Here is a 14,982-nt window from a genome sequence, read left to right on the forward strand (position 1 = left end):
TGCTAATTTTTTCATCAGTAATGACATAGGGTTTCAGATAAAACTTTTTTGGCACTGAAGCAGGTGCAAAGCATTTGACGTTATCTTTTTTCACGTATATTTACTCCGTTAAAAAAATGTACTTTTTATTATTTTTTCGGGTATAATTATAAAATTTTTCGGTTTATTTCCCAAGTCCCTGAGTAGAATACTTTCAATTTGTATCACATGAATTTATACAACATAAGCACTGCTATCTTTTGCTGCTTTCTTTTTTCCTGTTTTGAAAACACGGCTCAGAAAATGGAAAATAAAAATTACCGAAAGGAAATGCGAGATTTTGTTATTGATATAAGCAAAACCGCAAAAGCAAAAAACCCCAATTTTATAGTCATTCCGCAAAATGGTGTGGAGCTTATACTTAAAAATACTTCAAATCAAAAACTGTTTGCTTTAGATTATTTAGACGCGATAGACGCCTTAGCACAGGAAGACCTTTTCTTTGGCTATCCTAAAATGAATGATACAACCCCTTTTTCGGATAATCTTTATCTAAGCACCTATCTACATCTTGCAAAAAGTAAAGGAAAAGAGGTTTTAGTTACAGATTACTGCTCTTCCCTTAATTTGATAAATACTTCTTACAAGCTTAATGAAGAGAGCGATTTTATATCTTTTGCAGCACCAACACGAGATTTAAATCAAATCCCAAACTACCCGGTTTACAAAGAAAATAGATCTAATATCACTACTCTTTCTGAAGCTCAAAATTTCTTATACCTGATAAATTTTTCTGAATATTCTTCCAAACAGGATCTTATTTCTGAACTGAAAATCACGAATTACGATATAATTATCCTGGATCTTTTTTTTGAAGGAAAAGCTTTTACTAAAGAAGAAATTCGGCAATTAAAGCTGAAGAAAAATGGTTGTAGTAGGCTTGTTATCGCTTATATGTCTATTGGCGAAGCCGAAGATTACCGTTATTACTGGAAAAACTCCTGGGAATTAAATTATCCGGAATGGATTGTTGAAGAAAATCCTGATTGGGAAGGGAATTTTAAAGTAACATACTGGAACGAAGAATGGAAGAAAATTATCTACGCAAGTGAAAATGCTTACTTAAGTAAAATACTTGATTCGTGCTTTGACGGAGTTTATCTTGATATTATCGACGGATTTCAATATTTTGAAGACAACTTCTAAGATATTCACCAAAGTTATCTCACTGTGCTACTATATATTTTAGACAGTTTAAAGATCTTTAATCAGTATTAGCAATAGAAAATTTATTAAATCTCCTAAACCCCAAATTAGATGGACATTCCAGAAGTATTTGTAAAGTATACCCTTGCCTTTCGGAATTTGTAAATTATTCTGGATAATTAGGATGATCTGAAAAATATAAATCTTATAAAAAGATATCAAAAAAGGATTCGAAAAGTGGATTCGCAATCTCACACCGGGAACAACAAAAAAGCCCCGCACTATCGTGCAGGGCTTAACTTCGTCGGGGTGGCAGGATTACCTCCCGTTGGTCGGTGATCCTGAGGGTGATGACTAAAGTTGGGCCTTACAGGCTATCGCCTGCGTGCTTTTTAGTTTAACCCTTACCCAGAAGCAAGCTTCCGGCAATGTTAAACTAAAAAGCCCCGCACTTTCGTGCAGGGCTTAACTTTGTCGGGGTGGCAGGATTCGAACCTGCGGCCTCCTGCTCCCAAAGCAGGCGCGATAACCGGGCTACGCTACACCCCGAGGTGTAATTTTCAATAATAAATTTCTAATTCCAAAATTGAGTAAGAAATAGATCGCTTAACTTAAAACCTAAGCGGCTGCAAATATAAGTGAATTCATCGAATACCAACTATTAACCAAAGAAAAATTTTGAAATTCCCTGTTAACATATATTTTGGAGCTTTTTGTGCTTTTTTATTTATCTTTTGCCCTAATTTAAATACCTATGAAATGAGCAGAACGGAAACACGGCAAAAACACCTATGAAGCTATGCGAATTAAATATTACCATTAAAAAACAATAAATATATAAATATAAAATAAGCATAACGCGAAGTGGGGTACAAACACCGATGAAGTTGTGCGAATTGCTCCCAATAGCTATTGGGAGAACATAAAAAACAATAAATATCTACTTATGAAATCAAATTTATTTTTACTCTTAAGCGCGGCAATAATGTCATTTTCTGCCTGTGGTCAAAAAGATACAAGTATTGAAACTCCAAAAACCTCCATAGATTATGAAATGGTTGTAGATGGCCTTGAAATTGCCTGGGGAATGACCTTTCTTCCCGATGGAAGTATGATCATTACAGAAAAAGGCGGAGAGATCATCCATTTTAAGAACGGAGAAAAACAACAGCTTACCGGAGGTCCTGAAGTATATCAACGCGGACAGGGTGGCTTATTAGACATCGTTCTGCATCCCAATTATGAGGAAAATGGATGGATCTATATGAGCTATTCATCTTCTGAAGGTGATGGTGAAGGCGGAAATACCGCCGTTATGCGTGCAAAACTTAACGGAACACAATTCACAAACAAAGAGGTATTGTACAAAGCGACCCCTAATACTACCAAAGGACAACATTTTGGTTCCCGAATGGTTTTTGACAAGGATGGATATTTATATTTTTCTATTGGAGACCGTGGAGCAAGGGATGAAAATCCACAGGATATCACCCGGGATGGCGGTAAAATTTACAGAATTAATGATGATGGTAGTATCCCTCAGGATAACCCTTTTGTAGGGGAACCAAATGCCAAGCAAGCTATCTACAGTTATGGCCACAGGAACCCTCAGGGGATGATCCTTCACCCGGAGTCCGGAGAAGTTTGGGTTCACGAACATGGTCCACAAGGTGGTGATGAGATTAATATTATTAAAAAAGGCGCTAATTATGGTTGGCCTGTTGTTACCTATGGTGAAAATTATGGTGGAGGCGCTATTACAGATGAGACCAGCAAACCGGGAATGGAAGATCCTCTCCACTATTGGCTGCCTTCAATAGCACCAAGCGGAATGGCATTTGTAAGTACTAATAAATATCCATCCCTTCAGGGAAATCTTCTCGTTGGTTCCTTGAAATTTCAATATCTGGAACACGATGTACTGGATAACAAAGAAGTAAAAAGAAGAGAGAAATTACTGGAAGGAATTGGTCGAATTAGAGATGTGAAAGAAGGTCCTGATGGAACTATTTATGTATCTGTGGAGCAAAAAGGCATCGTAAAACTGGTAGAAAAAGAAATCACAAAAACTCAAGAATGAGATTAATTGTTAGTTTTATAGTATTTGCTTGCCTTTTAGGTTGTAAATCGGAAAAATCAAATAATCCTATGGCCTATACTTCTTTGGAAGAAAACAGCATAGCACAGGTTCCGGAAATTCAAGATAGCGAAAGTTACAAACGCGGGAAAGATGTTTACCTAGATTTTTGTATAACCTGTCACCTTGCCGATGGGAAGGGAATAACAGGGACATTTCCACCCCTGGACGGATCTAACTGGCTAACTGAAAAACGCAAAGAAAGTATTCGTGCTGTAAAACATGGTTTACAAGGTCCAATTGAGGTCAATGGAGAGAAGTACAATATGGCTATGGCCCCTCTTGGACTTACCGACCAGGAAGTTGCAGATGTGATGAATTACGTGATGAACTCCTGGAGCAATTCAAGTAAAAAACCTGTAACCCTTGAAGAAGTAAAGGCAATAGAGAAATAAAATTATACTTTTCTCCCATTTTTTTAAAAACCAAATTCTCCTTATTAAGTATTTGCTTGACAGTACATTACATGGAATTTCCAGATGAATCTCTATTAAAGCATCCTATATTTTAATGCCTAAAATCAAATCTATTATAGGACTGTTCACCCCAGACAAGGCAGGAAATTGTGAATAAAAAAGCAGCCTCTTATAAAATATCTAAACAGTAGATCTTCAAAAATACCGGATCCAGCACCTTGGATTCTAAATTTTAAGTCAAAATAATTATTCAAATAAAAAATCAATTCTACTGCATTCAACTGGAATAATTAACTTTGCCAAAAAAAATTAAAATATGTTGATTATTGGAATTGCCGGTGGAACCGGAAGTGGAAAAACTACCGTGGTAAGACAAATAATGGATGAAATGAAAAATGAGGAAGTAGATGTAATATCTCAGGACTCCTATTATCAGGATACCAGCCATTTGAGTATGGGAGAACGAAAAAAGATCAATTTTGACCACCCAAAATCGATAGATTTTGATCTCTTGGTAGCTCATTTAAAAGAATTAAAAGCAGGGAATTCTATCGAGGAACCAGTATATTCCTTTCAGGAACATAATCGCACAAAAGAAACCAGAACCATCCATCCAAGGAAAGTCATCATCGTGGAGGGAATTTTAATTCTTACTCATACAGATATACGCGAAATGTTCGATATTAAAATCTTTGTTCATGCGGATAGTGATGAGCGCATGATACGAAGACTAAAAAGAGATATTAACGAACGGGGAAGAGATCTCAATGAGGTTCTATGGCGTTACCAAACCACCCTTAAACCTATGCATCAGCAGTTTATTGAACCTACAAAGGAATTTGCAGATATCATTATACCTACCAACCGTCATAACACTGTAGCAGTGGATATTGTTCAAACTATTATAAAGGACAGATTGGCTTAATTTTGTATCTTTAAAAAATGTTGGTAATAATAAATTCAGCTTTTTTAAAACATATTAAAAGACTATAAATTTTTATCTAATGAAGCTAAAAGAGCTCCGGCAAAAAAGATGGTTTAAAATTGTAAGCAACCGGTATGTTTTACTGTTGTTAATTTTCGCATTCTGGATGTTCTTTTTAGATAGTAATTCCTGGTTAACACATCACGAATTGGATCAGGAGGTTAACGAATTGCAGGAAAATAAAGAATATTACCAAAAAGAAATTGCCAAGGACGGCGCTACTATAAATAAATTGAACGATTCGTTTGAATTGGAAAGTTACGCCAGGCAGCATTATTATATGAAAAGAGCGAATGAAGATATTTTTATTATTCAATATGACACAATTGATTAAGCGGTAGAAATCTTTTTCCTTTTCAATTTTTTCATTCAAAATTATAAGAAAATGAGTCAAAGCCTATTTCAGGAATTTGAAGAAGTTTCCGCCAAAGAGTGGAAACAAAAAATACAATTTGAATTAAAAGGAGCCGATTATAATGAAAAGTTGGTTTATAAAAGTCGGGATGGAATTAATGTAAAACCTTTTTATAATTCCGAGGATATTTTTGAAACCCCCAAAAGTATTTCTCCAAAAAACTGGGCAATCTGCGAAAAGGTCTATGTGGTTTCTGAAGAAAAAAGCAATCATACAGCTCAGGAAGTCCTCAAAAAAGGCGCGGAAAGCCTTTGGTTCATTCTTCCTTCAGAAAAAGTTGATTTTAAAATATTATTTCAGGATCTGGATCTTGAAAAAGTTCCGGTTTATCTTGGGCTGGAATTCCTTTCTGAAAAGTTCTTCAAGAACTTAAATACCTTTCTTTCAGGAAAAAATCACCAAATCGTGCCTCAGGTGGATATCGTTGGAAACCTGGCCCGATCCGGAAATTGGTACTTCAATCTGGAAAAAGATCATACCATCTTGACTGCAATCCTTGCCGGAGGAGATCCCTTTAAATCGATTTTAAGCGTAGATGCTACCTTGTATCAAAATGCAGGAGCAACTATTCCGCAGGAATTGGCGTATTCTTTGGCACATGCAAATGAATATTTAAATCATATTTCCAACTCTGAAAAGATCAAAAAAGATCCTGAAATACAATTCCTGATCTCTGAAGGCAGCAATTATTTTTTCGAGATTGCCAAAATCCGGGCTTTAAGAATTCTATATGCAAGTCTAACCTCGGAATACAATTTTCAGGGGAACTGTCAAATTCTGGCGCAACCAACAAAACGGGATAAAACACTGTATGATTACAATGTGAATCTCCTGCGTACCACCACACAAAGTATGAGTGCAATCCTGGGAGGTGCAAATACCGTTTACAATTCCCCTTACGATGCTGTTTTTCATAAAAACAATGAGTTTGGTGACAGGATCGCCCGGAATCAACTTTTGGTTTTAAAGAACGAAAGTTACCTCGATAAAGTTTCCAATGCCGCTGAAGGTTCCTACTACATTGAGAGTCTTACAAATCAGTTTGCAGGAAAAGCGCTAGAAATTTTTAAGGAGATCGAAGCCGGCGGAGGGTTTTTAAAACAATTAAAGGAAGGGATTATTCAGAAAAAAATATCGGAAAGCGCCCAAAAGGAACAGGAACTATTCAATAATGGGGAATTGGTTCTTATTGGGACCAATAAATTTGAAAATCCTGAAGACAGGATGAAAAATGATCTGGAACTATATCCTTTTCTGAAAATGAATCCGAGAAAAACTTTGATCCAGCCTATATTAGAAAGGCGTTTGGCAGAAGGAATGGAACAGGAACGTTTAAAAAAAGAGTGAGTTTATATTTTAAAGAATCAGTTCCCCCGGAAAAAGTCACACGGTAATTTAAAAGAAGAAATATCCAGAACTTCGATGAAATCCGAACGGGCGGGCGTTGAAGAATTAAACCCTCAATGAGGGATTAAATAATGCTGAATAAGTTCAGCTGAAGAATTTAGCACAAATGTCACGAAAGAACCTACAAAATATCACGTTAAAGAAATCGGTTTCAATAAAATCTGAAGAACAAAAAGCAGATAAAAATTTTGAAACTGCTGAAGAAATTGACCTTAAAAAGGTTTATTCCGAAGAAGATATAAAAGATGCTGGGCATTTAAATTTTGCTGCCGGAATCGCGCCGTATCTGCGGGGTCCTTACAGCACGATGTACGTGATTCGTCCCTGGACAATTCGCCAATATGCTGGATTTTCTACCGCAGAAGAAAGCAATGCATTTTATAGAAGAAATCTTGCTGCCGGGCAAAAGGGATTATCGGTCGCTTTTGATCTTCCAACACACCGCGGCTATGACAGCGACCACGACAGGGTTGTGGGAGATGTTGGAAAAGCAGGAGTTGCCATAGATACCGTGGAAGATATGAAGATCCTCTTTGACAAAATCCCGCTGGATAAAATGTCGGTTTCTATGACAATGAATGGAGCCGTTTTGCCAATTATGGCTTTTTACATCGTCGCCGCAGAAGAACAGGGCGTAAAACCCGAACTGCTTTCAGGAACGATTCAAAACGATATTTTGAAGGAATTTATGGTACGCAATACCTACATCTACCCTCCTACTCCTTCTATGAAGATCATTTCTGATATTTTTGAGTACAGTTCTAAAAATATGCCCAAATTTAACAGCATCAGTATTTCGGGATATCACATGCAGGAGGCAGGCGCTACGGCCGATATTGAGCTTGCATATACGCTGGCAGACGGATTGGAATATATAAGAAAAGGACTGGGAGCAGGAATGGACATAGATTCTTTCGCTCCCCGCCTATCCTTTTTCTGGGGAATTGGGATGAACCATTTTATGGAAATCGCAAAAATGCGGGCTGCCAGGATGTTATGGGCGAAACTGGTAAAGCAGTTTAATCCAAAAAGCGAAAAATCCCTGGCTCTAAGAACACATTCTCAAACCAGTGGCTGGAGCCTGACAGAGCAGGACCCCTTTAACAATGTTGCAAGAACCTGCATTGAAGCGGCCGCAGCTGCTTTTGGAGGCACTCAGAGTTTACATACCAATGCATTGGATGAAGCCATTGCGTTGCCTACAGATTTCTCTGCCAGGATCGCGAGAAATACCCAGTTATTCCTTCAGCAGGAAACAAAAATAACCAAAACCGTCGACCCTTGGGCAGGTAGTTATTATGTAGAAAGTCTTACTCACCAAATCGCTCAAAAAGCCTGGAAACTGATAGAGGAAGTGGAAGAATTAGGCGGGATGACAAAAGCCATTGAGTCCGGAATTCCAAAAATGCGGATAGAAGAGGCCGCAGCAAAGAAGCAAGCCAGGATAGACAGTGAAACAGATATCATTGTAGGCAATAATAAGTATCGTCTTGAAAAAGAGGATCCTTTGGTTACTTTGGAGGTGGACAACCAAACAGTACGTATTCAACAGGTAGAAAGACTGGAAAGAGTAAAAAAAGAGCGCGATGCTCTTAAGGTTAAAAATGCTCTTAAATCCTTAACCGAAGCTGCTAAAAATAAAGACGGGAATTTACTGGAATTGGCTGTAGTTGCTGCAAGGGAAAGAGCTACCTTAGGAGAGATTAGCGATGCTTTGGAAGAAGTTTATGGAAGGTATAAAGCGAAAATTCAATCCTTCAGCGGCGTTTATTCAAAAGAGATGAAAGACAATACTTCCTTTAAAAAAGCCAGGGAACTGGCAGATAAATTTGCAGAACAGGATGGCCGCCGTCCCCGCATCATGATCGCTAAAATGGGTCAGGATGGGCATGATCGTGGAGCGAAAGTGGTTGCTACAGGATATGCCGATTTGGGATTTGATGTGGATATTGGTCCACTCTTCCAGACTCCGGCAGAAGCAGCGAAACAGGCAGTGGAAAATGATGTGCATATTCTGGGCGTATCTTCCCTGGCTGCAGGACATAAAACACTGGTACCCCAGGTAATTGAAGAATTGAAAAAACACGGAAGAGAAGATATTATGGTCATTGTGGGTGGGGTGATCCCTTCACAGGATTACCAGTTCCTTTTTGAATCCGGAGCCGTTGCTGTATTTGGACCCGGAACAAAAATTAGTGAGGCAGCGATACAATTACTGGAGATTTTAATTGATTACGATGCACCTTAAACCAACAAAGAAAGAATCTTCAATCTATAAAACTAAGAAGGAAAGGCAATAATATGCCTGACCGTAATATTAAAAAAAATGCTTTTCAACTAAGAAAAGCATTTTTTTGGAGGAATATCCAAAATGTAAAATTATTCCTTGCATCCCAGGAACGGTGCAATTATTTGAAGAACTTCCTGAGTAGCAAGAGGTTCATCATAAGATTGTGAAACCTCAACTGCTCCAAATTCTGTTAGTTCGACAAGATTAACACCGCCTTGAACTACCTCTTCTTCACCATCGTAAACAGGTTGTGTAATTGGTGGCATACCCGGGCCTCTATTGTCTAAAGTTATCCAGGGAAGAGCATCCTCATCAAGTGAAATATCCAAAAAACCGGCCCTTAGACGTCTTACCTCAGCAGCATGCCTGGCTTCCACAGAATGTATTCGTAATGCCGGCATTAAAAACGGGGTTCCTTGTAAGTTTCCAGCTTGCCCCTTATAAGCCCTGACTCCCGTATCTTCAAAAGCTTGTGCTAGTGTTAATAATTGCAGGTAAGCATCAGGATTGGACGTATCAAAAGGTGCAAAGGCACCATCGGCCGTATAGTCAAATTCGGGCTTAAATACTGGTTCCACTCCGGCACCTTCCAATCCAGCTTTTAAAAATTCCACATGGGCAGTTTCGTGTTTAGAGATTTGCATATAGACCGCTTCTGGTCTTCCATTGGGTAACACGCCTGAATCTAGGGCCTTAATGTAAAATTCGGCTTCTAAATATTCCAGGATTAGTGCTAGTTGTAGTGCATTAACAGCAGCACCATTGCTTTGCTTAAGTGCTTCTTTGCCAGATGCCGTTCTAAAACATGGAGCGGCGGCCATCAATGCCTGTGTCCCAAAAACACCGAAGGCTGCGAGTGCACCTCTTCTTGATGACATCCTGGCGGTTAATTTTTCGGTTGTAAAACCGTCTAAAAATTTTATAATATCCATAATTCTTTCTTTTAGTAATGTTATTAATTATTCTGTAGGTAAATTATTGGCAGTGAATGGTGTAACAATAAATCCGGTATTGCCAACTTCTTGCAAGATAGTTTGAGGGCGCCGTGCCACATCAAGTCCTTGTTCATCAACTACATCATCTCCTGCAAATTCTGTAAATCCAGGTAAATAAACAGATCTCAAGGCTGCTGCGTGCCTTGCTTCTACCGATACAATTTTACCCGCCAGCTGCAGATATAGAGTTAAATCAATAAGATCTCCCGCTCCATTATAAGCGGCAACCCCGGTATCTTCCAAAAGAATTGAAGTGCTTAAAACAGAATCGCGATTGCTGAAATCAACACCGCTAAAATCGAATTCTAATTCAGGTAATACTTGTTCTGGAGGGGCTACCGCATTGATTGCAGCTTTAAAAAATTCCCTATGAATAACTTCATGACCCCTAATATCTTCCAAATATAATCTCTCTATTGGGGATGCACCGGCCCAATAAGCCCCATCTAGGACCCTTGTGTAAAATGCGGCTTCCAATTGTTCAAGTGCATACGCAAAATTTAAAATACCCAGATCCCCACTTCCAAGGTCAAAGACATCCCCTTCACTTTGCCGTTGCTGTGCAAACGGTTCATCCTCCGGAATACAAGAATAAAGCAGTAAACCCGAACCTGCAACAGCAAGTCCTCCCAATTTTAAAAAGTGTCTTCGGGATTTAAAATCATCCCTTTTTTTCGACAGAGGTTGTCCCTCCATAGTTAATGGTTTTTTCATAATTAATAAGATTTAATAAATTAGTATTATGGGAGGAAAGCTTAAATTTAAGGAAAAAAAATCCTTTTTTGAAGATCTCATAGTGCCTAAAATGTTAATTTAATAATAAATTCACAAAAAATATAAGAAATACCCTACTATTAAAATGTTAATCTTTTCTTTCAAACATTTAACTTGTTTTAAAGGGAAATAGAAACCTTAAATAGTGGTATTCAATTTCTTAAAAATCCTTACTTTTCCACTTTTAATGAAAACAATTTTTTTTACCAAATTTTGTAAGTATAATCAAAACAGCTTAACGCTTATGGCTTCAAGCTTAAACCAATAAAAAATGAACTTCAAACAAAAAATGCTTAGAGACGATGCCTTAAAAGGTAAAACAATAGTTGTAACCGGCGGCGGAAGCGGACTTGGAAAAGCGATGAGTACCTACTTCTTAGAATTGGGTGCAAATGTAGTGATCACCTCCAGAAATATGGAAAAACTGGAAAACACAGCCAGGGAACTTGAAGAAAAAACAGGAGGCCAGGTTTTACCTGTGCAATGTGACGTCCGGCATTATGACCAGGTGGAAGCAATGGTGAAAGCATCTGTGGAAAAATTTGGGCAGGTAGATGTATTGCTTAACAATGCAGCAGGAAATTTCATCTCTCCTACCGAAAGACTTTCAGCAAATGCATTTGATACTATAATAGATATTGTTTTAAAAGGTAGCAAGAATTGTACGTTGGCATTTGGAAAACACTGGATTGACCAAAAAGAAAAAAATAAGACCATTTTAAATATTGTAACGACCTATGCCTGGACAGGATCTGCCTATGTGGTGCCAAGTGCTACTGCAAAAGCTGGAGTTTTAGCGATGACGCGATCATTAGCTGTAGAATGGGCAAAGTACGGAATACGCTCGAATGCGATAGCTCCCGGTCCATTTCCTACAAAAGGTGCCTGGGACAGATTATTACCAGGGGATTTGAAAGAGAAGTTCGATCTTGCTAAAAAAGTTCCCTTAAAAAGAGTTGGAGAACACCAGGAACTGGCAAATTTAGCTGCGTATCTGGTGTCCGATTTTTCAGCTTATGTCAACGGCGAAGTGATAACCATCGATGGTGGAGAATGGTTAAAAGGTGCCGGACAGTTTAACCTCCTGGAAGCTATTCCGGAGGAAATGTGGGATCAACTTGAAGCCATGATTAAGGCTAAGAAGTAAAAATAAATAAGAATTTTTCCTGTTAAAATAGAGTAAGCAGTTTCTAAATTATCTGAAACTGCTTTTTTAGTGGAAAGATTTCATTTCAAATAATTAAATTATACTGGTAAACAACTTAATTACAATCATTTATAGTTAGAACACAAAAAATAAAAAAAACGTAACTTCCTCTCGTTATTTTTCCTAGCTACCCTACTGGTTAATTTAATTTTTATAAACAAACAAGTAAAACAGGTATGAAAAAAATTGTAATGAATTCTATCGCTGCCCTTTTGTTTATTTCCGCAGGAAATAGTTTTGCACAGGTAGACGGTAAAAATGAGGTGAAAAAACTTCCTTCGGAAAACATTCCTACAGATCCTAATGTAAAAATAGGCAAGCTGGAAAATGGTCTCACCTACTACATCCGGAACAACGGTAAACCCGAGGACAAGGTGGAATTACGCCTTGCCATCAATGCAGGGTCTATCCTTGAAAATGAAGATCAGCAAGGACTTGCTCACTTTGTGGAGCATATGAACTTTAACGGAACTAAAAACTTTGAGAAAAATGAACTTGTAGATTACCTACAAAGTATAGGGGTGAAATTTGGTGCCGATCTTAATGCGTACACAGGATTTGATGAAACAGTTTACATTCTACCAATTCCAAGTGATAATTCAGAAACCTTGGAAAAAGGGTTCCAGATCCTTGAAGACTGGGCGCACAATGCGTTAATGACAGATAAGGACATCGACGAGGAACGAGGTGTAGTAATGGAAGAATACCGACTTGGCCTTGGACCAGATAAGCGAATGATGACGGAATATTTACCTAAACTTATGTACGGGTCCCAATATGCTGAAAGACTTCCTATTGGAAAACAAGAAGTTATAGAAAACGCCGATTATGAAACGGTAAGAAATTATTATAAAGATTGGTACCGGCCAGATTTAATGGCTGTAGTAGCAGTAGGAGATCTGGATCCCGAAGTGATGGAACAAAAGATCAAAGATCATTTTTCAAAACTTATACCGGTTGAGAACGCTCGGGAACGAAAAGTGTTCGATCTTCCAAATCACGATGAAACTTTTGTAGCAATAGCTTCAGATAAGGAAGCTCCATTTAGCCAGGTACGGGTTTATTACAAAGACCTTGAAAACGCTAAAGATATAGTTACTACGAACGATTACAGAGATCAGTTGGTTAAAAATCTTTTCTCTACCATGATAAATAACCGTCTGGACGAACTTCGTAATAGTGCAAACCCACCCTTTACCTATGGATTTTCAAGCTATGGAGGAACCTATGCAAGGTCCAAGAATGCATACCAGTCATTTGCAATGAGCGGAGCCGGCGAGCAGTTAAAATCTCTTCGCGCATTACTTGAAGAAAACGAACGTGTAAAACGTTTTGGCTTTAATTCGGGTGAACTGGAAAGGGCTAAAAAAGAATATCTTGCCCAGCTGGACCGTCAGTTCAAAGACCGCGACAAGCAGGAAAGTGGTAGGATCGTTGGCTCCTATGTAAGTCATTACCTATCGAATGCTCCAATTCCTGGAATTGAATGGGTTTCGCAATTTGCCGGAGCTACCCTACCTGGAATAAAGCTTGAAGAAGTAAACAAACTTATCAATGATTTTCTTCACGAGGAAAACCGGGTAATCATTCTTACCGGACCAGAAAAAGAAGATATCACTCAGGTAAAAGAGGAGGAAGTTTTGGCCTTGCTTAAAGAGGTAGAGAATTCTGAAATTGAAGCTTATCAGGAATCAGACATTCGCGAGAACTTAATTACCAATGCTCCTAAGGCAGGAACAATTAAAAAAGTTGAAAGCAACGATAAAGTTGGATTCAAGAAGCTGTTGCTTAGCAATGGCGCTACTGTAGTGTATAAAAATACTGATTTTAAAAACGATGAAATTTTATTTTCTGCATATAGCCCCGGTGGAACATCGTTGTATTCAGATGAGGATTATCTTAATACAGGATTTGCCAATAGCGGCTTAGCTGAAGCTGGTATTGCAGACCTCTCTCTAAACGATATGAGTAAAATGATGAGTGGGAAGTTGGTTTCTGTTAGCCCAAATATCGGAAGTATTTCTGAAGGTTTTAATGGATCCTCGACGCCTCAGGATTTGGAAACTTTGTTCCAGATGGTACATTTATATTTTACAGATCTCAATAAAGATGAAGAAGCTTATAATTCATTTGTGACCAAGCAGAAAAATTTTCTTGGAAACTTATTATCCAATCCCAATTTCTATTTTCAAAATGAGCTGGGAAAATTTAGAAACGAAGGAAATTCCCGTTACTTAGGATTTCCAACTCCTGAAGCTTTTGACAGCCAAAACTATGATCTTGCTTATGAGAAATATAAGGAACGTTTTTCCAATGCTGGAGATTTCACCTTCTATTTTGTGGGTAATATAGATGAAGCAAAATTAAAGGAATTTGCCTCAACGTACCTTGCCAGCCTGCCATCCAGTGCTAAAAAAGAAGAATATAAGGTACCGGAATTTAGAGAAGTTGATGAATATCGCAAAAAGGTGATCAATAAAGGAACCGACCCTAAAAGCCAGGTTACTATTCTTTGGAATGGGGAAACAGATTATAATCAAGAAGAAGATTTTGCCCTTGAAGCATTGGGAGAGGTCCTAACCATAAAACTCGTAGAACAACTTCGGGAAGAGGAAGGTGGAGTTTATGGTGTTGGAGCCAGAGGAAGTATGGCCAAAATTCCTTATGGATCCTACAACTTCAGCATTTCTTTCCCTTGTGGGCCAGAGAATGTAGATAAATTGACTGCAGCCGCATTAAAGGAAGTAGAAAAAATTAAAAAGGAAGGCCCTTCAGAAAAGGATCTGGCTAAAATAAAAGAATCCCTTTTATTGAACAGAAAAGAAAGCATTAAGCAAAACCGTTTCTGGCTAAACCAACTATCTGCTGCAGATAGGGAAGAAAAAGACATAAATGAACTGCTGCAATTTGAAGAAAAAGTTGCTGCACTCACGGTTAAAGATGTAAAGGATGTTGCCAATACTTTTTTAAATGACAAGTACCTTTTAGGCATACTGATGCCGGAAGAAATAGAATAGTAGAATAAAACCTAATTTAAAACCTGACAGGAATAATCCTGTCAGGTTTTTTTGTTCCAGACTGAGTGTAAATCATTTATCTTAAATTAAGTATGTTGAAATCTAAGGGAGTGCAGGTTAATTAAGCCTAAATTAAGAAGAAAATCGCATTCCC

The 14,982-nt window shown here is 38.1% G+C and carries 11 protein-coding genes and 1 tRNA gene; 9 read left to right on the top strand and 3 right to left on the bottom strand.

Annotated features, from left to right (window positions below; all coding sequences use genetic code 11):
• Nucleotides 1-282 precede the first annotated feature (282 nt).
• Nucleotides 283-1,185 carry an endo alpha-1,4 polygalactosaminidase gene (locus GILLI_RS01100; protein ID WP_006987269.1) on the top strand — a complete coding sequence of 301 codons (903 nt, stop codon included), beginning with the start codon at nt 283-285 and terminating at the stop codon, nt 1,183-1,185.
• A 474-nt stretch (nt 1,186-1,659) separates the two neighbouring features.
• Here the strand turns inward: GILLI_RS01100 and GILLI_RS01105 are convergent.
• Nucleotides 1,660-1,734, bottom strand: a tRNA-Pro gene (locus GILLI_RS01105).
• Between the two features lie 397 nt (nt 1,735-2,131).
• Here GILLI_RS01105 and GILLI_RS01110 point away from each other — a divergent pair.
• The 6 genes from GILLI_RS01110 (at nt 2,132) to scpA (ending at nt 8,793) form a co-directional block, all read left to right on the top strand.
• On the top strand, nt 2,132-3,265 hold the full coding sequence (locus tag GILLI_RS01110) for a PQQ-dependent sugar dehydrogenase (RefSeq protein ID WP_006987270.1): 1,134 nt from the start codon (nt 2,132-2,134) through the stop codon (nt 3,263-3,265).
• Nucleotides 3,262-3,717: a c-type cytochrome gene (locus GILLI_RS01115; RefSeq protein WP_006987271.1), complete on the top strand. Its 456-nt coding sequence runs from the start codon at nt 3,262-3,264 to the stop codon at nt 3,715-3,717. Before GILLI_RS01110 ends, GILLI_RS01115 begins: the two co-directional genes overlap by 4 nt.
• Nucleotides 3,718-4,054: 337 nt before the next feature.
• Nucleotides 4,055-4,663 carry a uridine kinase gene (udk, locus tag GILLI_RS01120; protein WP_006987272.1) on the top strand — a complete coding sequence of 203 codons (609 nt, stop codon included), beginning with the start codon at nt 4,055-4,057 and terminating at the stop codon, nt 4,661-4,663.
• A gap of 79 nt (nt 4,664-4,742) precedes the next feature.
• On the top strand, nt 4,743-5,057 hold the full coding sequence (locus GILLI_RS01125) for an FtsB family cell division protein (RefSeq protein ID WP_006987273.1): 315 nt from the start codon (nt 4,743-4,745) through the stop codon (nt 5,055-5,057).
• Nucleotides 5,058-5,108: 51 nt separating this feature from the next.
• A complete protein-coding gene (locus tag GILLI_RS01130; RefSeq protein WP_006987274.1) occupies nt 5,109-6,485 on the top strand; it encodes a methylmalonyl-CoA mutase subunit beta in 1,377 nt (458 codons plus the stop codon).
• A gap of 166 nt (nt 6,486-6,651) precedes the next feature.
• On the top strand, nt 6,652-8,793 hold the full coding sequence (gene scpA, locus GILLI_RS01135) for a methylmalonyl-CoA mutase (RefSeq protein WP_006987275.1): 2,142 nt from the start codon (nt 6,652-6,654) through the stop codon (nt 8,791-8,793).
• Nucleotides 8,794-8,924: 131 nt separating this feature from the next.
• Here scpA and GILLI_RS01140 read toward each other — a convergent pair whose 3' ends face one another.
• The gene (locus GILLI_RS01140; protein ID WP_006987276.1) at nt 8,925-9,767 is read right to left on the bottom strand and encodes a ferritin-like domain-containing protein; all 843 of its coding nucleotides are present in this window, start codon (nt 9,765-9,767) and stop codon (nt 8,925-8,927) included.
• Nucleotides 9,768-9,794: 27 nt separating this feature from the next.
• Nucleotides 9,795-10,544: a ferritin-like domain-containing protein gene (locus GILLI_RS01145; RefSeq protein WP_050855570.1), complete on the bottom strand. Its 750-nt coding sequence runs from the start codon at nt 10,542-10,544 to the stop codon at nt 9,795-9,797.
• A gap of 331 nt (nt 10,545-10,875) precedes the next feature.
• Here GILLI_RS01145 and GILLI_RS01150 point away from each other — a divergent pair, with 331 nt between their 5' ends.
• The gene (locus tag GILLI_RS01150) at nt 10,876-11,751 is read left to right on the top strand and encodes an SDR family oxidoreductase (protein WP_006987278.1); all 876 of its coding nucleotides are present in this window, start codon (nt 10,876-10,878) and stop codon (nt 11,749-11,751) included.
• Between the two features lie 236 nt (nt 11,752-11,987).
• Nucleotides 11,988-14,828, top strand: a complete 2,841-nt coding sequence (locus GILLI_RS01155; RefSeq protein ID WP_040506286.1) for a M16 family metallopeptidase — start codon at nt 11,988-11,990, stop codon at nt 14,826-14,828.
• Nucleotides 14,829-14,982 lie beyond the last annotated feature (154 nt).

This window comes from Gillisia limnaea DSM 15749 (assembly GCF_000243235.1).
In the GTDB taxonomy this organism is placed as follows: Bacteria; Bacteroidota; Bacteroidia; order Flavobacteriales; family Flavobacteriaceae; genus Gillisia; species Gillisia limnaea.